Annotated in this window: 23 protein-coding genes; 2 read left to right on the top strand and 21 right to left on the bottom strand. The window is 42.8% G+C overall.

Annotated elements, in window-relative coordinates:
- Nucleotides 1-9 precede the first annotated feature (9 nt).
- From C9J47_RS05165 to C9J47_RS05125, 9 genes are all read right to left on the bottom strand, one after another.
- The gene (locus C9J47_RS05165; RefSeq protein WP_245903290.1) at nt 10-1455 is read right to left on the bottom strand and encodes a hypothetical protein; all 1446 of its coding nucleotides are present in this window, start codon (nt 1453-1455) and stop codon (nt 10-12) included.
- Nucleotides 1456-1458: 3 nt separating this feature from the next.
- On the bottom strand, nt 1459-2049 hold the full coding sequence (locus tag C9J47_RS05160) for a hypothetical protein (RefSeq protein ID WP_107252535.1): 591 nt from the start codon (nt 2047-2049) through the stop codon (nt 1459-1461).
- 28 nt (nt 2050-2077) lie between these two features.
- On the bottom strand, nt 2078-3499 hold the full coding sequence (locus C9J47_RS05155) for an NAD(P)/FAD-dependent oxidoreductase (RefSeq protein ID WP_107252534.1): 1422 nt from the start codon (nt 3497-3499) through the stop codon (nt 2078-2080).
- Nucleotides 3496-4314: an FTR1 family iron permease gene (locus C9J47_RS05150; protein WP_107252533.1), complete on the bottom strand. Its 819-nt coding sequence runs from the start codon at nt 4312-4314 to the stop codon at nt 3496-3498. Before C9J47_RS05150 ends, C9J47_RS05155 begins: the two co-directional genes overlap by 4 nt.
- A gap of 48 nt (nt 4315-4362) precedes the next feature.
- Nucleotides 4363-4848 carry a hypothetical protein gene (locus C9J47_RS05145; protein ID WP_011221099.1) on the bottom strand — a complete coding sequence of 162 codons (486 nt, stop codon included), beginning with the start codon at nt 4846-4848 and terminating at the stop codon, nt 4363-4365.
- Nucleotides 4849-4958: 110 nt separating this feature from the next.
- Complete coding sequence (locus C9J47_RS05140) at nt 4959-6980, bottom strand: hypothetical protein (protein ID WP_107252532.1); 2022 nt, start codon at nt 6978-6980, stop codon at nt 4959-4961.
- Nucleotides 6981-7386: 406 nt separating this feature from the next.
- Nucleotides 7387-8091: an FCD domain-containing protein gene (locus tag C9J47_RS05135; protein WP_107252531.1), complete on the bottom strand. Its 705-nt coding sequence runs from the start codon at nt 8089-8091 to the stop codon at nt 7387-7389.
- A gap of 52 nt (nt 8092-8143) precedes the next feature.
- Nucleotides 8144-9067 (bottom strand): dihydrodipicolinate synthase family protein, encoded by a 924-nt coding sequence (locus C9J47_RS05130; RefSeq protein WP_107252530.1) that lies wholly within the window; start codon nt 9065-9067, stop codon nt 8144-8146.
- Nucleotides 9064-9528, bottom strand: a complete 465-nt coding sequence (locus C9J47_RS05125; protein ID WP_107252529.1) for a NanQ anomerase/TabA/YiaL family protein — start codon at nt 9526-9528, stop codon at nt 9064-9066. Before C9J47_RS05125 ends, C9J47_RS05130 begins: the two co-directional genes overlap by 4 nt.
- A gap of 52 nt (nt 9529-9580) precedes the next feature.
- Here C9J47_RS05125 and C9J47_RS27435 point away from each other — a divergent pair, with 52 nt between their 5' ends.
- Nucleotides 9581-9703: a hypothetical protein gene (locus C9J47_RS27435; protein ID WP_281258903.1), complete on the top strand. Its 123-nt coding sequence runs from the start codon at nt 9581-9583 to the stop codon at nt 9701-9703.
- On the opposite strand, the gene C9J47_RS05120 is transcribed toward C9J47_RS27435, so the two are convergent.
- The 8 genes from C9J47_RS05120 to C9J47_RS05085 form a co-directional block, all read right to left on the bottom strand.
- On the bottom strand, nt 9700-10965 hold the full coding sequence (locus tag C9J47_RS05120) for a TRAP transporter large permease (RefSeq protein ID WP_107252528.1): 1266 nt from the start codon (nt 10963-10965) through the stop codon (nt 9700-9702). The two genes, C9J47_RS27435 and C9J47_RS05120, sit on opposite strands and share 4 nt — an antisense overlap.
- A 9-nt stretch (nt 10966-10974) precedes the next feature.
- A complete protein-coding gene (locus tag C9J47_RS05115; protein WP_107252527.1) occupies nt 10975-11496 on the bottom strand; it encodes a TRAP transporter small permease in 522 nt (173 codons plus the stop codon).
- A gap of 81 nt (nt 11497-11577) precedes the next feature.
- Complete coding sequence (locus C9J47_RS05110; RefSeq protein ID WP_107252526.1) at nt 11578-12543, bottom strand: sialic acid TRAP transporter substrate-binding protein SiaP; 966 nt, start codon at nt 12541-12543, stop codon at nt 11578-11580.
- 60 nt (nt 12544-12603) lie between these two features.
- Nucleotides 12604-13542 carry an NAD(P)-dependent oxidoreductase gene (locus tag C9J47_RS05105; RefSeq protein ID WP_107252525.1) on the bottom strand — a complete coding sequence of 313 codons (939 nt, stop codon included), beginning with the start codon at nt 13540-13542 and terminating at the stop codon, nt 12604-12606.
- Nucleotides 13543-13599: 57 nt separating this feature from the next.
- Nucleotides 13600-14814 (bottom strand): enolase C-terminal domain-like protein, encoded by a 1215-nt coding sequence (locus tag C9J47_RS05100; protein ID WP_107252524.1) that lies wholly within the window; start codon nt 14812-14814, stop codon nt 13600-13602.
- Complete coding sequence (locus C9J47_RS05095) at nt 14814-15725, bottom strand: ROK family protein (RefSeq protein WP_107252523.1); 912 nt, start codon at nt 15723-15725, stop codon at nt 14814-14816. The genes C9J47_RS05100 and C9J47_RS05095 overlap by 1 nt, the downstream gene beginning before the upstream one ends.
- Nucleotides 15719-16597, bottom strand: a complete 879-nt coding sequence (locus C9J47_RS05090) for an N-acetylneuraminate lyase (protein WP_245903288.1) — start codon at nt 16595-16597, stop codon at nt 15719-15721. The genes C9J47_RS05095 and C9J47_RS05090 overlap by 7 nt, the downstream gene beginning before the upstream one ends.
- Before the next feature lie 494 nt (nt 16598-17091).
- A complete protein-coding gene (locus tag C9J47_RS05085) occupies nt 17092-17985 on the bottom strand; it encodes an aldose 1-epimerase (protein WP_107252521.1) in 894 nt (297 codons plus the stop codon).
- 95 nt (nt 17986-18080) lie between these two features.
- On the opposite strand from C9J47_RS05085, the gene C9J47_RS05080 reads away from it, so the two are divergent.
- On the top strand, nt 18081-19295 hold the full coding sequence (locus C9J47_RS05080) for an ROK family transcriptional regulator (protein ID WP_107252520.1): 1215 nt from the start codon (nt 18081-18083) through the stop codon (nt 19293-19295).
- 93 nt (nt 19296-19388) lie between these two features.
- Here C9J47_RS05080 and C9J47_RS05075 read toward each other — a convergent pair whose 3' ends face one another.
- The 4 genes from C9J47_RS05075 to C9J47_RS05060 all read right to left on the bottom strand — a co-directional run bounded on the left by C9J47_RS05075 (nt 19389) and on the right by C9J47_RS05060 (nt 26254).
- The gene (locus C9J47_RS05075; RefSeq protein WP_107252519.1) at nt 19389-20816 is read right to left on the bottom strand and encodes a sugar porter family MFS transporter; all 1428 of its coding nucleotides are present in this window, start codon (nt 20814-20816) and stop codon (nt 19389-19391) included.
- 95 nt (nt 20817-20911) lie between these two features.
- The gene (locus C9J47_RS05070; RefSeq protein WP_107252518.1) at nt 20912-24241 is read right to left on the bottom strand and encodes a DUF5107 domain-containing protein; all 3330 of its coding nucleotides are present in this window, start codon (nt 24239-24241) and stop codon (nt 20912-20914) included.
- Nucleotides 24242-24568: 327 nt separating this feature from the next.
- Complete coding sequence (locus C9J47_RS05065) at nt 24569-25123, bottom strand: glucose-6-phosphate isomerase family protein (protein WP_107252517.1); 555 nt, start codon at nt 25121-25123, stop codon at nt 24569-24571.
- Between the two features lie 9 nt (nt 25124-25132).
- A complete protein-coding gene (locus tag C9J47_RS05060; protein WP_107252516.1) occupies nt 25133-26254 on the bottom strand; it encodes an AGE family epimerase/isomerase in 1122 nt (373 codons plus the stop codon).
- Nucleotides 26255-26301 lie beyond the last annotated feature (47 nt).

Here is a 26301-nt window from a genome sequence, read left to right as displayed (position 1 = left end):
TAAGCTGAGTCACTGACTAATTTGATATAAAAAAAGACGTCTTTCACCAATAAATCTTGGGAGGAACTGCGTAACCAACGTCTGCTGGTCTAATCGTGTTCCTGATAATCGCCAGGCACTCTTAGGTGCCTGTTTCGCCGCTGCTCGTAATGCCCATTTACTGCTGGGGTAATACATGTCGTAAATTGAATAGCTCGCCAGCTGATCACGCAATAGGTTTACACTGTAGTTGGTGCCCACAACATTCACTTGCGGGTGCGCTTTAATCCAAACTATCGCTTGTTGAATCGGTGCTTGCCGCTGTACCGATGAATACGTTGGATAACCTAGCGATAAACAATACAAAACAGCACCAACAGCACAAATATACGCTGGATTTATCAACATTTTATTGGCAATATCGCTATGCGCTAATAAGGCTAATTGAACCGAAAAGACAACTAAAAACACAAATAGAACAGGTGCCCAGTGTCTTAAGTTATCAGGGTTTTGCCCCACAGTTACCCAAAGCCAATACATGCCAGCAATAGCTGCAATCAACGCTAATTTTTGCTTTATTCCTTGCAATGCTGACAGGCTAGCCTTCAAGCCAAACTTTGATAAGAATCCGCTATACATCGCGTAATACAACGATAAAGCAGCACACCCGACACCAACCCAACCAAAGCCCGTATTTAAAGATACGTACCATTGATGAAGGCTGTTTGTATTCCCTTCTGCGGTATTACCCCAAATCGAAAAATGCCCTAACGTAAAACGTCGTCCTTCTTCGAAATAAGCAGCGCCATCGTGCGCCCAAATAAAAAGCAAACAACTTACGCCAATAAAAGCGATAACAACACCAGCTTGTAAATATGCACGTATTGTAGAACTCGTACGATCACCCAAGCATGGTACGAATAGCATTGCGAAGGCTAACGGCATATAAGAAGGACGCGTCGCCAGCATTAAACCTAGCCACAAACCAACCCACCCATTTTTCTGTTGCATTGCTGCAATCAAAGCCATAAGAAACAACATGATTGCTGCTGAATCCGATAGCCCACTGAGTGCTATCGACGCAAGCAGCGGCTGCCCCAATGCCAGCAAACACCCCAAAGTTGCAGCCGCCCATGAACCACAAAGCACTAACACTAAACGAGCAACAAGTACGGGGATCATCATCGCTGACAATAATGAAACCCAGATAGGAGCAATCATTGCATCAACCCAAATCGCGGCTATTCGAGCAAAACCGATAAACGCCGGATAACCAGGAAAATGAGGACGAAACTCCAACACCGAAAAACGCACAACACCCCGTGAAAAATTCAACGCGTCATCACTGGTTAACGCCATCGGAAAGCTGCGAATCCACCCCCACCACAGCACATATGCCAACGCCATAATAATCAAATAACGAAGATTATATGGCGTTGTATTCAGCTTGTTAGTGGCTAATAATGAGTGGTACATCAATCACTCATTCAATGGGTTAATTGCATTTATCAACAAATCACGTTGCTGTTTAAATACCGCCGGATCAGCGGGTGCTTGACCAACCCCGAACACTCCAGGGTTACCAATCGCGCTCAATACCCCTTGAATTGCCGACATAGCTTGCTGTCGTTGGGTGTCATCAAGCTTGGGTAACAGCAAATCAAGAAACAACTTACTTTTCACCACTAGCACTTTCGCTACCTGATAATCAGCCAAGTTATTTTCTGCTCCGTCTAATCGACGAACGATCTCTTCAAATACGGCACGATCCATCACCGACTCCACCTTAGCTGCATCTTTTTCAGCCAAAGCTTGTGTCATCGGAGTCATCAAATCTACTTTGTGTTCATTCAGTAAATAAGTAAATTCGTCCTTCAAACCATCAACAGTCGATTTAACCGTCGCGAAATCATTATTAGCCAGTGCCTGCATGATGGTTTCTCGCCCATCAATAACAGGTTCTTTCCCTGCAGCCGCGTAGGAATACGCCTGACTTACTGTGCTGGTCATCAGCCCAACACAAACAACGAAGCATAAGCGTAATACACGTGCAGATATGATTAGTTTCATCTATTTCTCCTTGTACCAAGGCATGGCTTTAAGCCACGCTTTGCACTTCAATCACGGTTTTTTCATTACGAAAATCGAAAATTTCTCGTCGTCGATCAACACCATCAATAATCGATTCTGCTGCCATCATGCCCATTTCCATTGCTGTATCGGTGAAGATATAGCGGAACGTTCCCTGACGACCAGTCATGATCAGGTTGTCAAACTGCGACAAATGAGTAATGGCCTTTTCGCGTTTAGCTTGATAAGTCATGTCCATTAATGGATAGGCATGCTCGGTATAAGAGGTGAAATATTCCTTCGTTGCATGCTTAGGGTCGACACCCAATGTTTCAAGATCCTTCAATACTCGTTGCTGCAGCTGGTCACCCTGCATATTCCACACGTCATCACCTTTATCACATGGGATCTCGATCATGACGGAAGTACGCCCTTCAGGAGACATGAAAGATGAACGACGTTTAGGTTCTTGTAGTCGCGTGCCCAAGATTTCTGGGTCAGACAAATACTGCCATGTATTATCAGAGACATTTTCAACCTCCATCGGCATATTAAGAAAGCGCAATGATCTGAACGTCAACTCGCTGTCGAAGCCTGTTAGCTTACACATCAGCGACAATGGCAGTGTCGATATAACCTGATCACACGCCAGCGTTTTCACTGTATCTTCATGTTGATATTCAATGGCTTCTATCTGGTTATCTGCATTCACTTTTACGCCACAAACATCGCTATTTAGAACAATCTCAACCCCTTTTTTCTCTAACTCTTCTGCTAAGCGTGTATATAGTTGTCCAAATCCCAGTTTTGGGTAACGATACTGGCGAGCATATGTACGTACCGACGAACGACGCCCCGGTAATAAACGGCGAGCAACATCTTTTAAATCCATTAGACTGATTCGTTGAGATGCCCAGTCACCCGATAACGTCGCCGGATCGATCCCCCATAGCTTGGCGGTATAGCTTTCAAAAAAGTTTTTATACAACGTAGTACCAAAGCGACTTTCTATCCATTGTGCAAAGCTAACGGTTGATTGGTCTTGTGGCTTCGGTTTGAATAATTGTTTGCCCAGATCAATAGCACCGCCAACCAACAAAGGTAACGGTGCATTTTTAATTAAATCAACTAAGGCAAGCGGGTACTGGTAAATGCGTCCACGGTAACGAATCACACTTTTACGTTGTGCAAAAAGTAAATCGTCACCCATTAGTTCATCAACAAACGATAGCAATTTAGGATTCTTTGTTATGAAGCGGTGTCCGCCGAAATCAAAGCGATAGTCACCATGCTCACCCTTAAATGTCTGAGTCGCACACATTCCACCAACATGATCATCACGATCAAGAATGGTAACTTGATACCCTGCTTCCACTAATTCCCACGCAGCCATTAAACCAGCTGGTCCTGCACCGAGTACGGCAATATGCTTTTTTTCTAAATGACTCATGCTTGTTTGTAACCTCGGTGCCAGAAAAATGTGAAAGTGGACATGTAACCGCCCCACACTACTAGCTGTAGTAACCCTGGTGATGAGTTATAGCCAAATAGTGCTCGTAAGAAAGTACCAAATACACCGCGGTCATCTAAGATGTGTGAAATATCAAAAAGCTGGGCGTGAAGAATAGGAAGTATATGAGCGGCTTGCAGCATGTTGATCGCCGATGACAATAGACCTGCAGCAATGATAATGATGAATAAGCTTGTCCAGCGGAAAAACGAGCGTAACGGTACATTACGGGTACCTTTTAGCATTACCCATACCAATAACAATGCGCACACTAGCCCAGCAATAGCCCCGATAAGTGCATCTTGAGTGCTGAATTCTCCCATGCTTGAATACATTAATGCAGAGAAAAATAGAATAGTTTCAAAGCCTTCACGCAATACTGCTAACGTTGATAATAAGATCAATCCCCATAAATTACCGGTACTGACCATATCTGTTAGCTCTTTTTGCATTTGAGCAACTTGATTTTTTGCTTGGCGCTGCATCCAAATCGCCATATACGTCAATACGATGGTGGCAAAAATCAAAATGCCAGCCATCAAATAGTTACGGTATAGCTCGTTACTAAACTGATCAACAACAACTTGGAACACTACAGCAACAGCTAAAGAAAGCAGTAGCCCAACAAATGCCCCTAAATAAATGTACTTGTTATAATGTCGTGCATTTAATTTTGCTAGGTACGACAAAGCGATACCGACTAATAGAAATGCCTCTAACCCTTCGCGAAGGGTAATTAAAAAACTGGGTAACATGAATTCCTCACTATAAATACATGTGATTTAATTCGGCCTTTTCGGCTCTCATCGTATTAAGTATTTTTTAACGTTCATGACACTCCAACGCATCGCATGTCGAAACACTAATGGTGCTAACAGCCAAGATGAGTAAAAGTGTACATTTTGAATAATCACGCCCAAGGTATTCCCCGGCGTACCATAGAAAAACAAGTAAAAACCACTAAGGCTGCAAGCAATGAGTAACCACTCAATCGCAGTACCTGTTTGACGCAGGAATGGCTTTTTGCTGGATTGTATTAGTCGACGGTGGGCAGCCCAAAAAGCACCTACCACAATCGAAAATAGAGTAACGCCAACAAGCATGTGAAATAACAATGTCCAACGTTCGACTTGCCAACTGGTGTTGATCGTATCCCACAGCAGTAATCCACTAAAAAACATCAAATAAAGTAACGATTCAGCCCATTTATGGTGATAAGCCAAATGTTGCCACCACTGACTAAGGCGGCTCATAGTAGGTTTATGATCTGACATTACAGATATCGACATAACAACAACCCATTCACTGCAATACAGAGCATTGCGCGATAATGAACAAAAACGACAAAGGCAGCGATTTATGATCGCTGCCTAAATGGGTAACTAACACGCTTTATTGATTACTCAACGCTAGCCTTGTTAGCCATTGTCATTGCTGTACCAAATTTACCGCCAGCGGCAATAATTTGTGGTACACCATCTTCATCGGTATCAGTTGATTGGCTACCTTTCACTTGGTTTTCACCAGAATCGCCCATCCACTCAGCCATTTGCATTCCGCCATTAATAACAGTGCGGAACCAGCTAACATAGCGATCCGTTAGTGCTGTTAGTTCTAGTGCTGGCTCATTTTCACCTTCTTCATTTTTTAGGTGAAGAATCGCTTCACGTAAACCACCTGAAATTGCAGCTTCGGTATAAGGCGTATGAATTGTCGCTTTACCCGGCACAGTTGCCCATGTATTGATACCCTTATCAAACATGTTCTTATCAACGGCAAGGTAAATTGAACGAGCTGCTTGCTTGTACTTCACATCATCGGTTGCAAGGTAAGCGGCTACAAGACCACGAATTGCAGCAAATTGTGCATCAAGTGACTTATCTTTGCTGTGTGTATTGGCTTTACCTAACGTCAAGCCATCGAACACAAGGCCGTCTTTATCAACTAATTGATTAATAATGAAATCAGCCTGACCTTTAATCATCGCAAGAGCTTGCTTGCCTGCATCTGTTTTCAGATCGACATTACCTGAATCAGCTGAAGCGTAACCAACCGGTAAAGCATCTTTCGCGCGTTGGTAAATAGACAGAGCAACAAGCGAGTATGCAGCGTCGTAAGTATCTACATTATTACCTTGCTTACCGTCTTTGTATTCTGTAACTAAGGTGCCTTTCTCTTTGTTGTAATGCAATGCTGCAATGTTCTTGAAGAGTAAGTTGGAAATGTTGTTTGCCAACGAGAATGCATCATCCGCAACTACGTCATTCTTATCATTCGAATCAGTGTTTACAGCTGGTGATGCAGCAAAAGGAGCACCATCGAACACAGCTAAGAATGCAGGGTTTTGCGCACTGTTCGCTGTACGTTGATCACTGAAAGCGAAGAACTCAGAAACAGGCCACAATGCCGACCACGTATCACGCAGCGTTGATGAGCCATCAGTAACTCTCAAGCTTGCAATAGAATTCACGCCATTGTCAGAACCCTCTGTAACAGCCACTTTATGTGCAAACCAAATTGGTCCCTTTGCAGGATCATAGTCAGGACCGAATGCTACACCCAGTTTTTTACCATCGAACCCAAGCTGTTGCTGCATAATCAATAGTTTATCGATAGAAATTTCTGTCAGCATCATGCCGTTAAAGCCATCGGCAGCAGAAACACCCAAGCTATGCTTGCCGTCTAAATCCATTTTTGCAGATTCAGCTTCAACTTCTTCATCAGTCGTTGTTACGTGCATACCACCTAAGAAATCTTGTGCCCACATCACTTCTTTTAAAAGAATGCCGCCAGTTGCTGCAGGGCTAAATGACTTATCAAATGTCGCTTCATTCCAAGCTAACGATTTATAATCACGGAAATAAGCTGGTACCACTGTCTGTACTGTTTTACTGTTACCTTTGGCAGTAGTTATCTCAACTTCATCACCATTTACCGTGGTTACATCAGGCTTTTGAGCAAACTCAGGGCTGCCAGATACATATGGAATAGAAATCGGGTACATGTTCTGAGGAATTTCACTTGCAGGAAAACCTACAGCTGCTGCCATCTCGATAACACGCTTACCAAGATCTGACATCTTGCCGCCGCGAGCACGGTTAACAGGCCCATTCACTAGGTGCGGCCCCATTGTTGACTGATAATTCAGTGCGTACATCGCCTCTTCTGAGTATTCATAACTCTCGATACCAGCAGCAAAATCAAAAGGTGTTGGATCATCAGCGACATTTGGATCAAGTACATCCAAATCTAAACCAAGAGATTCAGCTAACGGTTCACCCGAAAGCTCAAACTCGGTATAGGCTAAAAAGTTACCTGCTGGTTCATGGGTTTTATCTAATACTTTCACTTGAGCTGTAGCACTCACTGCTGACGAAAACACTGCAGCAGTAATAGCGATACTAAGAATTGATTTCTTCACGTTTTATCCTTTTTATTTTTTTCATCTCATTGAGCAAGCTTGATGCCTAAATCGTTTTTTATATCCATCAAACGAGAATAGTTCGCATTCTACATGTTTCTAAATGTAAATACAGCAATGAAAATCATTATTATTTGTATTATTGATCCAAATCAAGACATTAAGAAGACGTATGCATAGCAAGGCGGGCATTGATTAAACCAATAAAATAGAGCAAAAAAAATCAATCCAAATGATAAGGAAATACATTGATGAGGGTTCCATCAAGGATGGTATAAGTAGATAGTTAAGAAGAGGTCGCAAGGTATTTGAAGGTAATATTGCTATAACGTTGTAACAAAGCCTTTAGGAATAAAGGAAAACACCAATATGCGTCAAAACAGTATTGGTGTTTTTTTGAGTGCTATTACGCGTTATTCATCACATTATCGAGGTGATGACGCATTTCACGTTCAGCAAGGTCAGGGTCACCCTGCTGAATGGCTTTGAAGATTTCCACATGATGCTCGCAACTGATTTGATGCAGCTTGGCAAACGTTTCTGGGTTACGCGAGCGAATCAACCACTGCACTAAGGATTCATAAATCGTTGTCACCATTGGATTACCCAAAATTTCAGTAATCGTACGGTGGAATGCGATATCCGTTTCGATAAAACGATCATAATTATCGACTTGTGCCAAGTTGTTTTCTAACGCAGCAGAAAGCTTTTCAACATCTTCTTCAGTTCTGACTCGAGCAGCTTCACGTACCACAGAGATTTCAAACAATTGCCTGAGATGTTCGAACTGCATCTTCTCTTTATCTTGCGACAATAGACCAATAGCAATACCTGATAGGCCACTAACGATCGTTTGAGTACAAGGACGAGTAACACGTGTCTTTTCGCCACTATTGATTTCAACTAAGCCTTTTTGAGACAGCTTTTGCAAGGCTTCACGAACAGACGGACGCCCCACGCCAAACGCAGTCATAAGCTCTCTTTCTGAAGGTAGAACATCCCCTTCTTTAAACGTATTATCTAAAATTAATTTTTCGATTTCATCGGTCACGAAATCCGAAAGCTTAACCTTCTTTAGGGGTTTCAGCGTTAAATTGTCAAGCGTTGACATAACCAATCCTTATTAGCACATTGCTGTGTTAAGTGCATAATATCTTAAAACTTTACTGGTCAAAACCAGGAATCAATGCTTTTTGTGCTTGCCGCGCTTTTTTCAAACATTCCACTGGCACACTCTCGAATGGAAATCGCATAGTTGGTGTAATGCCGCTCCATGTTCCCATCGTAGCCATAAACTTATCGACAGCTGCATTACAGTACCCTTCTTCAAGTATAAACGGTGCAATTTCTTCGTTCATGAATTGCTGTATACGTTGTTCGGTTTCAAGCGCTTGTGGATCTAACATCAAACACTGCTGAGTCCATGTTTGTGTTGCTTTCGGGCCTAAGCAACACACATTTGAGTACGCACCTTTTGCTCCAACATACGCATCGGTCGCAAGAAAATGACCAGCAACAAAAATAGATGCCTTTTGCGGTAATCCTGTAGCAACGATTTCATCAGTAATTCTTGGCAGCTTAAAACCAACTACGGTATCAATCTCATCAAACATAATACGAAGTTGTTCCGCGGTTAAACACACTTTAGCATGAGGAGGATTGTATAAAATAATGGGGATACCTTGACACACACTTTCCACTTTTCGGAGGAAGATCAATGCAGTTTGAGTATTACACGGAAACCAATTAGGTAAGATCACTTGAATAGCAGTTGGCTGCAAAGTTGCTGCAAATTGCGCACGCCTCACCGCATCTTGTGGATGACAATGAGATGCACCAATTTGAAACGGCATACCAACAGCACTGCATTTCGTCGCAAGCAACTCACTGATACGCTCGAACTCTTCTTCAGTTTGGGTATAAAACTCTCCAGCAGTCCCATTGGAATAAATACCATCCACGCCAGCTGCAATGAAATAATCGATCTGCTCTGCCAGCAACATATAATTGATGGCTTCATTTTCTATTGGCAGCAATAACGTTGCCCAATTACCTTTAATAGTTACTGTGCTTTCCTTCAGCTTCATAGCCAATCCGCCTTAACTTTGATCACGATTTTTTCAATGGAGCTGGGGGTTTCAACGCAAAGCATCGGTCTATGCCATTCGCCAGGAAAAAAAGTGACACATTGATGCTCCATCAAGGTGAACACTTGCTCATTGGCAATATCCGCTTGTAGTGCAGCATCATTATCAATATTAAAATACGGTATATTATCTACATCTACGGTAGCGAGAGGCGCGGCGTACTGCTCATGCCCTGCTAGCACAATATGGACATCTATATAACGGCTATGAATTTCTGATAATGCGTCATCCACTTGCTTTGTCGTACCACTGATTCGATTAACGAAAACATTCTCGCCGTCGATCGCATTGATACCTGTAGCAAACTGCATAGGATCACGTGACATCACATCGAGAATAATACGCTCAAGCGCTGAAGGCCTGGTGTTGGCGGTAATGGTAGGAATCGTAGTTAAAATCATGATGTTTTAGCAGGTTAACTGCTATCCTCACTGTCATTTGGATTATTTTTAAATGAATATTGGAATCGAAAATTTCTATCAAGTCGTCACCGTGCATCGTCAGTTACAAACACACGGTGAACTTGGGGTTGCGCCTTATAAGTCAAATACAGGTAATTCTGTTATATTGTTTTAAAGCAACATGTTAGGCAAAAACAACACAAGCTGCGGGAAGAAGATAATCAGTAGCAAGACAACAATCAGAGGGATTAAGAACACAATGACTGAACGCGCCAAGGTTTCATAAGGAATATTACCGACCTTAGATACTACGAAGAGTGATACCCCCATAGGTGGCGTCAAAATTCCCAACATCATGTTCAGCACTACAACTACACCGAAATGCACAGGATCTATACCCAGCTGCACAGTAATTGGCAGTAGAATCGGAACCAGAATCAACAGTAGTGCTAAAGTTTCAATGAATGCCCCCAGAATAAACAGCATCACAGAAACCATTAGCAAGAACACAATTGGTGAATCAGTTACTTGTAAGAACAACTCGGCAGCTTTCATCGGAATATCTTCTTTGATGATCAGATAGCCAAATAAGCTCACGCCACCAATCAAGAATCCAATAACAGCCGATGTATTCACTGTTTCATGAATTAAACGCACCAAGGTGCTCAACGTCAGTTCTTTGTAGACAAAGAAGCCGAGAAACATGGCATACAATGATGCTACAACAGCGGCTTCTGTTGGCGTTACAATACCCGAGAAAATACCGCCAATGATAATCACTGGTGTTAGTAAAGCCAAAGATGCTTCTTTAAACGAAGAGCAAATCATCTTCATCGACGCACGCGGGTAAACCTTATAGTTCTTCTTTTTTGCAATGATATAGACCATCACCATCAAAGAGACACTACATAATAGTGCAGGTACAATCCCCGCGAGGAACAAGGCACCGACTGACGCGCCAGACATCACCCCATAAATCACCATTGGAATACTCGGTGGCATCAATGGACCTATCACGCTCGATGCGGCAGTAATCGCACCCGAAAAACCATCGTCGTAACCTTCATCACGCATTGCTTTGATTTCAAGCTGCCCTAGACCACCTGCGTCTGCGTGGGCAGATCCTGACATACCCGAGAACAACAAACTTGCCAAGATATTTACGTGCCCTAACGATCCCGTGAAGTGACCTGTTAAGTTACGGGCAAAATTGAACATCTTGTCGGTAATACCTGCCGAATTCATTAATAAGCCACTGAAGATGAAAAAAGGCACAGCCAACAATGGAAATGAGTTCAAGCCAGAAATGATTTTTTGTGGAGACAGTGCTATCCCCGTATTCAAAAGTAAATAAGCAATGGAGACAACATACAGCGTGAAAGCAACGGGCATACCGACAGCTAACAGTGCTCCCCAGCCAGAAAAAATACCTAACATAATAAATCCCTATTTATCCGCAGTTTTCATTAATGGGGAAAGTTGTTTTTTGTTCACGCGCATATCCTGTAATGCCGCGAAAGAGGTACCGACATTCAACAAGGACTTTATCAGAATTAAGGTGAAGCCCAGTGGAACAGCCATATACAAGACGGACATTTGCACATCCATTGTGATAGAGCCTAAACGATCCATACGTTGAGCAAATAAATAGCCACGGTAAATAATAACAACAGAGGTAGCCGCAAAAACCAAGTGAATCATAATATCTAACACGTAATTAGCTGATTCACTCAAACGATTTGGAACAATGTCAATTGCGATATGATCTCGACGGGATACCGCTTCACTGGCTCCTACAAAAATAATGTAGATATATAGCCAACGAGATAACTCTTCAGTCCAGGGAATTGCAATTGAAAAAAAATAGCGGCTCACGATCTGAACCGTCAATACTAGTAACATTGCAATAAACAGTGAAACTGAAATGTATTTCTCTATCAGTTCCATTTTTCTTATAATATTTTTCATTTTCCATCACCATTAAACGGGCGGCAGCATCATGAGGCTACCACCCTACTCAGTATTATTGAGCAGCTGTATCAAGCAGCGTTATTGTGTATCAATCAGCGTTTGCGTGAAGTTATCGCCAAACTGCTTATCTAATTTCGCATAGTACGGCTTCATCGCTACACGGAATGGGGCTAAATCTGGGTAAGTGACTGTTACACCAGCTTCTTTAAACGCCGCCAAGTCTTTTTCTGTACCATCTACAATTAATTTTTCTGCTTCCTCCCCTCCAACCGCAAGCGCTTTCATTAACCAATCTTGCTCTTGCTTAGACAGGCTATTCCAACGTGCACCCGAGATAGAGATTGTCTGGTCCTGCACCACGTGGTTAGTCATTGCGAGGTAAGGCTGTACTTCATAGAATTTCATCGCTTCAATAGATGAAATTGGGTTCTCTTGACCATCAACGGCATTTGTTTGTAGCGCTAAGTACACTTCTGCATAAGCAATTGGCGATGGGATTGCTCCAACACCTTTCGCATAATCGATCAAGGCTTTCGCGTTCGGCGTACGCAGCTTCATGCCTTTCATGTCATTAATGGAATTAATCGGACGGTTAGAGGTCGTTTCTCGCACACCAAAAAACCAGCTATCAATAGGCTTAAGATCAAACTCTGTTTCAAGCTCTTTACGTGCTTCCATGCCCCACGGGCTGTCGAATATTGCAGATAGATGTTTATAATCACGCACAAGGTACGCCGTTTCTAATGCACCTAGACGAGGTAGGTATTGTGCATAGCCACCAAAGACTTGCATCGACATATCTAATTCACCCAATGACACTTGCTCTAGCATTTCATGAACATTGCCAAGTTGCCCACCTTCATAAAGGCGTAACGTCATCTCTCCGCCTGAAATCTTTTTCAGTTCATCGGCTGCTGTCACCATACCGTGGTAAATAGGGCTATTGTAAGCCTCATTAAAGCCCACTTTCAGTTGGGTTTCAGCAGACACATTGGCAGCAAATAGCGCAGTAGCAACCATGCTTAGAGTAAAGAGCTTTTTCATGTTATGTCCTTATTTTTGTGTAGAGTGTTTCTCATTATTGTTTTAGAGGTAGAGCTGTTCTTACTGCATAGTAATTCTTTCGAAAGACACGCAGTTTTGTAACGGTTCGCCGTTGAACAAACGGTGAATTTGTCTTACATACACGTCGATTTTCTTTGTATTTTCATTGCCGCACCCACCACCAGTATGTTGGGTTAGATGTATATTCGGTGTTGTCCATAACGGTGAATGAGTTGGCAAAGGTTCTTGCTTCGTCACATCTAAACAAGCTGTAAATGTGCTGTCTGCCAATGCTTTTTCTACCAAGTCATCTTCATTCACGACTTGACCCCGCCCCACGTTAACTACCATTGAACCAGCACGCATCTTGTCGAACACTTCACAGTCCAACAGATTATGTGTGGTATCCGTGGCTGGAATGGTTGATATTAAAATGTCGCAGTGCGCCACCGCTTCAATCAAGCCAGCCTTACCATTTACTTTCATGTCTGTCGTATCAAAGCAATGAATGGTCGCCCCAAAGGCTTCAAACAGCTTGGCAGCTTGTTTACCAATACTGCCGTATCCTAAGATCAAAATATCAGCTTCACCGACAAGGCGTTTGGTAAAACGAATAGCATCTTTTTCCCACACATTTGACGCTTTAGCGATCTGCAATGCAGGGAGCTGACGATAAATACTCAAGACATTCGCAACAATTTCCTCTGCAACAGACGCGGAAAAGAAACCCTGCAAGTTACACACTGTGATACTGCGGTTTTCTGGCCAGTCATAACCATTAAAATTATCAGTTCCGACAGAATCCAATAAGATGGTCGTCAGGCACGGCATGTCATTGATCCAATCTGTTGGAATATTACCGATGGCAATAACAGCATCTTTAGCCCCCTCAAACACGTTGCTGCCATCATTAAAGTGACAGGACACATCTGCTGGGAGTTGTTGTGTTAAATAGTTAGCTTCACGTTCGTTCAATACAGGATGAATATAAATGTTCATAAGACCCTTCGATTAATCGGCTCATTCAATAACGGAGATTTATACTGAGTGATTAAATTACGCTTTCACCCAATGGCGATGACTGTCTTCTAATTGTTGTAAGCCGTCTTCCATTGGAAAACAGTGGTACAGCGCATCGTTGGTATGAGGAAATTGCCCCTCAATCTCATCGCTTAACGTGACACCTAAGCCAATATCATCACCTAAATGGAGGTGGCCATCGTGAATACGAGACTCAAGATTACACATGACATTGCGCAGCTCAAAATGAGGCATCGGATATTCAATCAATGAGCATCCTGTGGCAAACGCCGCTACATAATTCGCCATCATTGCAACCGGCCCACCCCAAGAGTGCACAACAGGATTCACGCTACGTTGCTGGGCGTATTCACAAACAGCAATCGTGTCGCCAATCCCACCTAAAACAGAAGCGTCGGGTTGCACCACGTTGTAATAATTGGTATCAATACGGTCGAACAACTCTTCTTTAGTGGTCACAATTTCGCCACCAGCAACCGCTATGCCCTCTTGTAAAGCTAACAAAGGCAGTTGGGTCAGTTTGTCTAGACCTAAGCACTCTTCAACAAACACCAACTCTTCACCAGTTTCACGCTGAATAAGGTCGCAAAAAGCTTGTACTTGCTCGGCAGTTTGCCCCTCAATCGAGAGATTCTGTGTCATATCAACAGCAACACGAATACCATATTGACGACCAGCTTCAATGGTCCAAATAGTTTTAGCCACTTGATGATGACGCGCGCGAATTTTGATCGTTTGAATACCACGTTGTGCAAGCTGTTCAAGCTCTTGCGCCATATATTGCGGATGTAACGAATCACCTCCTGAGCCATACATAGCAATTGACTCTACTTTTTTACCACCGAACAGCTCTACTGCTGGGATCTCACGTACACGGGATAAGGCATCCACCAATGCAATTTCGATTGCCGAAATAACATGCTGCGCCGCACCTTGTAACGACCAATATGCTGTAACAGTTTTGGCTTTTGCCAACACAGCACCGTAACCATTACTGATGTCATCACCCGTAATAGCAGTGCCAACCAAGCGTGCAATACTGGTAAATACATCCGGTGCAAAAACACCCAGATACCCTTCTCCCAGCCCTTTTACACCATTATCCAGGGTGATCTCGACCATGGAGCATCCACGAATACCATTCGGTAAATGCAAGGCATTCTCTGCACAGCCTTCAAACCCGTAAGGCGCACTCAATAATACTGGACGAACATTGACGATCTTCGCCATTAGACCAATCCTTTTAGCTGAGGGAGTATTGCTGCACCGCGCACACCACTAGAATCACCGTGTTCCGCTTTCACCACTTGGGTGGCCACCGCTTTACTGAAGGTGTAACGGCTCAATTTGTCTTGTACCAAAGGATAAATACAGCCTTGGTTAGACATACCACCTCCCAGCACAATAACCTCTGGGTCAATAACATTCACAATGCTACCCAGTGAACGCGCTAGTTGATCGGTATAGGTATCAATATGCTGCAAGGCGTCTGCATCACCTTGTTCGGCTTGTTCAAAAATAGTTTTAGCTTTTAACGGCACATGCTTGGCAGCATAGGTACGCTCAAAGCCCGTACCAGAACAAAACGACTCGATACAATTTGTTGACCCGCAATAGCAAGTAACCGCTTCACCATCTTGCTCTTGCGTATAGCCGGGCAATGGGTTGTGCCCCATCTCGCCCCCCAAGTTATTTAGGCCAGTTACAACGTCACCATTAATGATAATGCCAGAACCACAACCCGTACCGATAATGACGGCAATACAAGAATTTTCAGCATGTTTTGCCGCACCGGATTTAAACTCAGAAATAGCTAAACAATCTGCATCATTAGCAATCGCAATCGGTAAGGTGATGTATTCTTTCAAGTCTCCAATGAAGTCTTCACCATTGAGATATAACAAGTTGGAGCCCTGCATACGCTGTGTATCTTTACTCAACGAACCGCAACAACCTATGCCCACCGATATAGGTGCTTGATCGCTTGATAACGCTTCAATGGTTGATACAACCGCATCAAGAAAAGCAGCATAGTTATCTTTTGGCGTCGCTACCCTGACCTTATTGATCAGGGTGTACGTTGAAGGGTCAAGGCAGACCCCTTCAATTTTGGTTCCGCCTATGTCTAGGCCAATTAACATACATTCGCCTCAATCAGTGCATTCAACGTTGCTTTGTGCTCATCAGTCACAACATTCAATGGACGGCGGCAATGCTCGTTTTGAATAATGCCTTTTTGCTTCAAAACATATTTCAAGCCAGGAATCACACCTGCACCGACTAAGGCATCAATCAGCACATTCGCTTCACGTTGCAAGGCTGTTGCTTGCTGCGCATTATTCGTGAAAATTGCGGCTTGGATATCAATCATTCGCTGTGCTTGAATATTATAAGTAGAACCAATACCACCATTTGCACCTGCAACAAGGCCAGAAGCCAATATTTCATCAAACCCGTTAAATACTGTTTTCTCAGGGTTTTGACGAGTAACTTGTTCCATTTGATATAAGTTGGCAGACGTTTGCTTAAGAGCGACAACACCATCAATATTCAACAATTCATTAATTTGCTCACCCGATAGATTCATACCCGCGAAAGCTGGGAAGTTATAAACAATCATGGGTTTACCCGCAGCTTGAATCACATCACTGTAATGCTTCTTCAGCTCATTGAATGCCACCGGGTAGTAAAACGGCGTGACCGCTGAAATCGCTTGATAAGGCATCGCCCCTGCTGCGCGCGCCAAAATTTCACTTTTCTTCGTCGAGATATCACCTACATGCGCGATTAACGTCATATCTGCAGTCGCAGCTTCTGCTGTTAGCTCAAGGGTCTGAATCCGCTCTTCGGTAGAACAAAGAAAAGCTTCTGCTGTAGAGCCGCCCACGTATAAACCGTCTAAGCCACTCTCACAGTTGAATTTCACTAACGATGCCAAGTCATCATGGTTAATCGTTTCATCGAGATTAAAAGGAGTCAGTGTTGCTGCGTATAAACCTGAAAAATTCATCATACTTCCAATTACAGAGGACTAAGTTTTGGTGTGCCTAGTATGCTGTTATACCAGCGTCATTTTCTGTGATTGAATTCACAACCAAAGAGGCTGTAGAAAATAAGTACAGATTATGTGATTACCGTAGAATTAATGGCAGGAAGAGTTGAATTAATAAGCAATGCGGGTTATTTCGCGCGTGAGGGTTCTATTACGAAGTTTGAAAAAAGGCTGGGAGCTGTAATCGCCAGCAACTCATAGGTACTAACGAATAAAACAGTCCTGTTAGGTACTGTTTTTTAGAGTTTGCTTAGTATGGTAAGCGTATTTTAGGTATCCGTAAGGATGGTAAGTCAGGCATTGAGGGGCTACCAGAATTTAAAGCTGCTAGCCCTAATGCACGCGTTATTATGATCACTGCGTTTCACGACATGGACAGCACTAGTCAAACCTACAACTCAATATTTTGCCGTTGCTACAGAGAAACTAAATCAATACCCTAAATAATAAAACGTTTACCACTCATGTACTTTTATCGTCATTACAATATGCATGCTATGATGCGGTGCGAGTATAGATAAGCTGTTAGAACTATCATCTAAATACAGGGTCTTATGCGAGTTGACACTCTGACTTTGAGGCTCTAAACACAAAAAATCACTGTACCCTGTGGGTTTATACACCTGCAGGTAACGGCATGGGCTGGTTACCACCACAGCTACCCTATTGGGATGCTTCAAAATAATATTCACGCCATCTTCAGCAAGGTAGTACCCATTATTAATCCATACTGTTGGTATCGTTTTACCCTGCCCAAAATTGAATACATCTGGAATATGTTCCATAAAATCAGTCGGAAGATAATGTACATCTTCAAGCCAAATGCCTTGTGCTGAAAATTTAATCAAGGTATCGGGTAAACAATGGAAAAAGGGATGAAACCCCATACCGAAAGGAAATACCTCATCATCAATGTTAGTGAGACATAATGTGATCGTTAAACGATCCTCTTCAAGCTTATAAGTTTGTTCTGCCTCGTAGTGGCATACACCTTCTATATTGGATGCCATCGCTAACTTAAGTACCGTATGTTCACACTCAGTATTAGCCTGACATTGCCACTGTGTTAGCCAACCATTACCATGTAGAAAGAAATGTGAATCAACACTCTCATTAATAGGCAAAACTACACGTAGTCCTTGCCAATCAAACTGATTATCACGAATACGGTTTACCATAGGCAACATCGGGAATAAACTGCTGTTCCCTGCGAAGTTCGTACCATCATGAATGCGCGGACGAAGGATATCAAACGGGTGTTCATCTCCATATGTAAAGAGATCTATCACCCCTCCCATCTCATTAATTACAACTTTCAGCCTACCATTTTCTAGTGTGTGAATTGCCATTGATAAACCCTTTTCCAATTGTGATAGCTTGATGTACTACTGTATATTCAGGGCTTACCATTGAGCGATATCAATGTCACAACGAATACTAAACAATGATTACTAATACGTTTGCAGGCTCTATCCATAAAGGATTGAACAACCAACAAGTGCGGCAATATAACAGCCGTATGATCATGGCCTTGTTGTATAAAAATAAGGGGATGAGTAAGTCACAATTGGCGCAAACAACACAATTGAGCATTCCCGCTATCAGTAAGATAATAGGTGCTCTTATCGAACAAGGGCGCGTTGAAAACACAACCACAGTTCATGTGAGAAAAGGCAACTTCAAAGGGCTATACAACGTATCACGGAATCGACCAGATACAATCTGCTTGAATGTATCACCCACTTGCATTCAAGCTGTAATGGTAGACAACGAGATTAACTCATGCTCTGATTTCATCAACCAAGCTATTGCACCAACAACACCAGACGAATTAATCGATGCAATAGTGTCAGTGATCGTCGCATGCCGACAAGTCAACCGAGCAACACCCTATCGCCTCTCTATTGCAGTACATGGCCAAGTTGATACTCTCGTTGGATCATCAATGCACATGCCACAAGCCCCGTGGACAGAAAATATCGAACTAAAATACATCTTAGAGCAACGTTTGAATGTGGACGTTTTAGTCGATAATGACTGCGTGATGATAGCGCTTGCTGAGAAATGGTTAGATGGGCATGACGGGCAAGATTTTTGTGTACTGAATGTCGATTACGGAATTGGTTCTTCTTTTCTAATTAACAATAATATCTACCGTGGAAAGATGTATGGTAGTGGTCAAATCGGACACACCAAAGTCACAGATAATGGCATCACCTGTGGCTGCGGGCGTGAAGGCTGCTTAGAAACCGAGGCCTCCTCAAAAGCTTTGTGTGATAAATATCTTCGGCAGACATCACAGCTCACTCAAGAATCAGTACCTATATCATTTGATGATTTTGTAACACGTTACGATCGGCAAGACGCCATTGCACAGGACGTGGCTAATCACGCAGCTAACATCGTTGGTCAGTCATTGTATAATTTTCTTATTACCTTAGACATCAACAAAATAATATTATATGGCAACACATGTGCACTTGGAGATAAGTGGTTAAAAGCGATTACTAAACAAACCCTGAATAACCCATTCGAAGATAAAACGGCTAGAAAACAAGACCAAACACTCGTGTCATATGGTGCACTTTCTAATGTAGAGTTGGTAATGGGTATGAGTTATTTATGGGTAGAACAAGAACTAGATGAACTCTTTCAATAATCACTTCACACACAACAGCTTAATGCAGAGACAAATACCTAAAAGGTCACCAAACTGGCGACCTTTTTCATTATTACAAACTAACGCAGTTGATTACGCGTTCACTTTTTTACCCACATTTCCAGCTTGTGCCACCAGCTCTTTCTCTAATTCTTCTAAAGAACGACCTTTAGTTTCAGGTACTCTACGATAGATGAAAACAAACCCACAGGCACAGATCACACCATAAAGTAAGAAACTACCAGATGCTCCTAATCCTGCATTTAATAATGGGAAAGTGTAAGTCAGTACAAAACACGCAACCCATAGGGAAAAGGTACAAACTGACATCGCAGTACCACGTACTTTGTTTGGAAAAATTTCAGACAACAATACCCATGTCACTGGCGCCAAAGTCAATGCATAAATCGAGATAGCAACTAGCACCAATAACAGAACAGGTAAGCCCAGCACGCCAAATGCATACGCAGCTGACATTAATCCATAAATCACCGTTAAACCGAATGAACCAACAATCATCAGCTTGCGACGACCAATTTTATCAACGAATGGAATTGCGAGAATCGTAAAGAGCAAGTTAATGAGACCTGTTGCCACAATAGACTTCAACGTATCATTAATATCAAAACCTGCTGATGCAAAGATTTCTTGTGCATAATTAAAGATCACGTTAATCCCACACCACTGCTGAAACACAGCCAATACAATACCAATAATCAAAATGGGTTTAACGTCAGGCTTGAGTAATGCACTAAATGGTAACGAACGTGTTTCAGCCGACAGTGTACTTTCTATCTCTTCCACCGTACGCTCTGCATAACTGTCACTACCAATACGTCGTAGTGTGTCTTTTGCACGACCCACCATACCCATCTTCACCAACCAACGTGGAGATTCAGGCACTACAAACATCAATAGTAAAAAAGCAAATGCTGGTACTAACTCTGCGCCAAACATATAACGCCATCCCATTTGACCGTTCCATGTTTGGAGTATATCCGCTTGTGCTGCGCCCGCAGCCACTGGCTCTGCAATCATAAGATTAATGATTTGTGCCGCCAATACACCAATCACAATAGTTAGCTGGTTGATTGCCACAAACTTACCACGCTTCTCTGCTGGTGCAATTTCAGCAATGTACATTGGTGACAATGCTGATGCCAAACCAATACCGACACCACCAATAATACGGAACAGCAAAAAAGCATTAAAGGAATCAGCCGCCGCAGTGCCCCATGCGGAAATCACAAACAACAATGCTGCTAAAATTAATGGACGTTTACGACCATATTTGTCAGATACAGTGCCCGCAATAAGCGCACCTGCCATACAACCTAATAGTGCTGAACTCATTGCCCAACCTGACAACGAAGCGCTAGTAATATTGAAGTACGCTTCGTAAAACGGTTTTGCACCACCAATTACTACCCAGTCGTAACCAAATAACAACCCACCGCATGCAGCAACTAGGCTAATGAGCCATATATTTCTCATGTTGAGTTGATCGCTTGTCTTACTCATAATCAATCCTTGTAGAGGTACACTTTATTTAAATTATTGTGTGTTGTGGTCACCTCAGGAGATAGAGATAGTTCACCCCTGAGGTGACCTATCCATTACGCCTGACCGTATAGATCAAATGCGTAGCTATGTTTTGCAACTTCTTTGAATAAATTAGCTTTTGTGTGTGCTGGCGATTGCGTTAGCAACGTCTGCAATATATGTTCAAAATCCTTTTTGCTATCAGAACCCGGCGACACCGATTGTGTAACCAACGCCAGCCCTAACTGCCCCATTGCTTTTACAAACAAGCAGTGCTGTATATGTTCGGCTTGCGTATCCGTATCAAACACTATCAATGCTGGTAACGAAACAGCGAAGAAATCGACTTCAACCGGCGTATGGCATTCCGCTTCCGCCCAAACAATCATGTTTTCGTAAATAGCTATCGCTTGATCGGTACGCCCCAATTGATGCAATGCTGCCGCTTGGTAGAACAAGTAATCTGCAGGTTGATCGTTATAATAACGACTTTGGCCTATATCTTGTTTTCCCTGTATTGCACAATTAAAATGCTCCGTTGCCTGTTCATGCAAATCAAGCTGCTGGTGGCAAAATCCTAAATAATAATGCAGATCGTTATCGGTTTGACCGACTAAACGCCCTTCACCCAAGTTATGCGGATAATGCAATGCAGCTTCCAAATAATCGATCGCCTCTTGGAAGCGTTGTTCACGTATCAGACGTAACGCTAACCGAAGCTTATTCACCACAAATTGGCCTGTAATACGCCCTTCACCGCCTTCCCACGGGTGAAACTGCCGAGTAGCTAAACAATCAGCGGCGCGATCAAGATCACCAGTGATATTACATATATTTAACAGTTCGGCGGTCAGATCATCACGCTTAGCAACTATATCCAGGTGTGGTTTCAAAATCTGTAACCGCTCAGCTGGCGAAATGGCAGCCGCTTTATGGAGGTAATCTAACTCGTACAAAATACGGGCATCATCAGGCGCTAATGCAAACGCGTATGACATCAGTTCGATCGCTTTATTTATATCTTGGCATTTGTTGTGCGCATGTACTGATAAGTTTCGTAGTACCGGTGCATAGTTTGGATTTAGATACAGCACCTTCTCCCAATGACGTACTGCACGTGTATAATCCCGCTTGGCATAGAAGAAACAGCCTAATAAATATTGAGGAAAGTCATTATCAGGGAATGCCTCAAGTACTGCGATTTCTGTCAACGTATTCGGGAATAACACATTATCGGCAAATATTTTTGACGCAGTACTCAATAAATCTTTGACCTCTTGATGGCTATCCGACAAATATGCTTGATAAATATACGTCATTGCCCCTTGGCTTCCGCAGTACATCAGAAGTGTTTTGGCGCTTTCTATTGCTCCTATCGATAGGTAAAAATTCGCGAGGTGAATCGCATTGGCTTCGCGCCCATTCATCAATGCTTTAAAAGCGTGTAAATCCCCTTCCGCCTGCGTCAGTTGATATTTCTGGAATAGCAATCCGTAACCAAGAGGCTGATTGCCGCTCTGATCATCTATAAACTGTAAAGCCTCAGTATGTCGATTGAGATCTGTCAGTAAATAGGCTTTTAACGTTGCCGCCTGGTAATGCGTGCCATTGAGCTGCAATGTGCGATCAACGTATTCCAGTGCTTCGCGCAATCTCGATTGCTTAGTCGCTATACGCGCGGCAGCATAAAAGCCCGTGTCACGACAATTGCCGCTCCACGTAGACTTGAATACATCACTGAACGCCTCCTCCAATCGCCCTAACTTTTCGTTGGCACAACCACGTAAATAACTCGCTTTACCACACAATGGGTTCTTATTGAGTTTATGAGCTCGTACTAATGCAGCCTCAGCGTAAGCAATAGTCGCATGATAATCAGCGCGTTCATAAGCTAGAGCTGCCATCGCCACATTGCTTTGGTAATGGTTCGGATCACGTGTTAACGCTTCTTGGTAATAATCGACCGAATTGCGCGTCGCATGGTGATACTGCTGTAAGTGTTGCCCTATGAAAAACAGTTCCTCGACGTTATCCACATCCTGCGGCATGGCTGGCGCAGTTGCAGACTCAGGGGCAGGCTCATCTCTTACATGATCATGTTCGGTGTATTCCAACCAAGTGTGCCCATCCTTCGAGACCACAGACATTGTCAAGGCATCACTACCGATATAGTCAAATTGTCCCTCACGGGTTTCACCAGGCATCAAGGTTAATGCAGATTCAAACAACGGGTCTTCAGCGTCTTTGATCACCAAGGCATAATCAGTGATTTCAGCAATCGCATATACTGCCCATTGGATAGCACCCTGTGTTCGCTCGAGCTTTATCACCACTTCAGTATTCGCATTATGAACATTGCCTAAGCTGCTATATGGCATGAAGTGTTGCACAAAGATTTTTTCTTCGTGACTTTCAATCCAAGTAAAATCAGGTTGATTATCAGTAAAGACACCCGTCATTAATTCAATGTACGGACCATTGGTATCTGTGAGCTGGCGATCCCATGCAATACCGAAATCACAATTGCCCCACGTCCACTGTTTTTTACCCGGAGAGACATGATGATTGGCAACATGCAGCAAACCACCTTGTTCATCATGGCTGTAAGCACCCACAAAATCATATGCTGATTTATCTGCCATATACGACGTCGGCACTGGCAAGTTCTTATAGCGCGAGATGTCCGTACCCGGTGAATAATCCACCTTATAGTACTCACCTGTCGCAATAGGAAAATTAGATACATCACGTTTACCGTGGTCATACACAGCCGTGACGTCCGGTGGGAAAATACTTTGATGATCGTCTCCTCCTTTTACCGCAGGATTCGACCACCATAAGAACTGACGAGGGGTCTCATTTCCGTTGTACACCTTACCAGTGATTTCTATCAACGCTTTATTTGGGTACACCTTAAAGCCAGCCATGATCTGTAGGCCATACATGTGCTCAACTTCACCCATCCACACTGTGACGGAGCCATCATCATGATGTTCAATGGTGAAGTCCGTTGGCATATAAGTAGTTGGTCGATGATGTTGCGGCCAATTAAATTCAATACCACCAGAGATCCACGGACCCAATAAACCCACCAGTGCAGGCTTCACCACCTCATTATAATAAACAAAATCACGCCCTTTAACTTTGTCATATGCACGATGAATCCTGCCTCCTAACTCAGGTAACAGCATGATTTTTATATAATCATTTTCGATATAAACCGCTTGATAGGTTTGCTCGACTTTAACGTCGGAAATGCTATCAATCACCCCGTATGGGTACACTGAACCAGAAGAGCCTTGGTAAACACGGTTCTCTAAAAAAAGAGGATTAGGGTCAAGCTTACCTGTTGGGTAAGTAGGAAGAACAATCTCTTCAACCCATGCTTTTGCATTCGTACTCATGACTTATAACTACCTATAAACCGTTATGATTAAGTTATGAGTATTGTAAAAAGCTTTTTAAGATTGAATGTGTGAAGCAATCACGACCTTTACTAAACAATGATTAGTAATAAATGAGACCTATCAACAGCTTCATACAATAGGGGGGAAAACAGGAAATGCATGCCAAACCTGATAGAAGTCTTGAGCGGTGTATGGAGCCTACCAAGACTCAGCACCAGATAAGATTGCTCTAGTGTTTCAACCTCAATAAACCACAAGATAACGGTAAAAACACTAACTACTTAATATAAAAAATTAAATACGCTTTCTTAATCAACCTAGATATTAAAAGCACTCTGTAATTCTATACCCACCGCCTCCTTTTAATACTCGAACATTAAAACCGTTATCTTTAAGTGCACTATAGTTATGACCTGCTATTGATGACCAAACAGCAAGTGCCGACAATCGCGAGTTTCCCGTATTAACTAACCGATGAGCGATGAACCCACCGATATGATGAATACTCCCCGGAAAGACTTTTTCAATGCTCACTACACCTGTTTGAGCTTGCAAGATAAGCAGGCCTTCACCAGCACTTCCAAAATAGTATTCAGCTTGCTCGATACGTTCGTGAAAGTGACCTCGGGTCATAAAAAATTCATCACCAACGCTACCCGCTTCAATATGTGATACACCAAAGTTAAGCTCTCCTTCTGCAGATTCTGCTGGCAGCATTTCAACACTGTATATAACACGATCATCAGGCAGTGAAGCATAGGCAGCTTTATCGGCAAAAACACCATCAAGTGATGATAACAACGTTACTTTTTCAACAAGATTCCCCGCATTTATCTTACCCGTCACATAGTTAATACTGGGAGGTGTTAATACGTTCATATAATGTCCTTACTTTGCAACTCTAAGCAGTTCTGAAAATGCTAGAAATAAGTGATAAAAAGTACTCGCTGGTGAGTTCTTTTGTAATGGCAGCCCTTCGCAATCCAGTTGATCAAACCAAAGACCGTTCTGAGCCGGATTCAAGTAAGCACTAAAAATCACATCAACAGCTTGGCAAACACGTTGTTCCCGTTCAGGAGATGGATGGCGCTCCCATAGTGCTATCTGAGCTTTAAGATATTCGGTTTGGCACCATAATCTAGATGTTGAGCGAAATACCACCCCGTTATTTTTTACTTCATCTCTAACCAAACCATTATCGTTATGCCCATACATAGAAGCAAAATAATTCAATCTCTCGATGTAAACTGACACATCGATTTTTGTCAGCTTTTGATAATGATGTAGTAGCCAAATCCATTCATAATGGTGTCCAGGGTCGACGAGATTACTTAGCGGGTGTTTCGGGGCGAGCTGACTATCAAAAAACTCACATAAATACTCCTTCTGCATAAAACGTTCAGAGAATAGAGTGAAAATACTATTCGCGCGTTCCAGCCATTGAGCATTATTGGTATGTTCATAGCACACCATTAAAGCTTCGAATAAGTGCATATGTGGGTTCTGGCAGCGTAGAGAAGAACAGTGTGTAGATGAGTAAAATCCACCATTTTCTGCATCTGCCAATTCACACTGAAACCATAGATAGATGGCTTCCATTTTGTCTAGGCTGGCTTGTTCTCTCGTCAATCGGTAATGCCATGCATAACCCAATAACGCAAAAGCATGTTCATAAGCATTGGTTTCACTATTTTTAATGTTCAATTCATCATCGACTGAGAATGCAAATGTCTCTTTCTCAGTTTGAAATTGAGGGAAGCCAACATGAATTGCTTGATCTATATCTTGACAAGCATCAATAAGACCGAGCTCGGTAGCATGAGCATAAACATATAATTGACGAGGCTGAACACGAAAGCGGATAACGTTTTCTTGGTATACGCGACCATCTTGATAAATGCCTTCGGGGAAAATGCCTGTCTTTTTATCAAAATGGTGTTGCCACCGTGGAAGTGCGAGTTCAGAAAGCCATACCTGACAGCGTTTCGCTTGCTGCGAAATGGTATTCATAATGATATCTCTACTTAAGAAGGAGTAGAGAGAGCCGATGACCCTCT

Source organism: Photobacterium indicum (assembly GCF_003026215.1).
In the GTDB taxonomy this organism is placed as follows: Bacteria; Pseudomonadota; Gammaproteobacteria; order Enterobacterales; family Vibrionaceae; genus Photobacterium; species Photobacterium indicum.
This window is presented reverse-complemented; position numbering and strand designations above follow the sequence as displayed.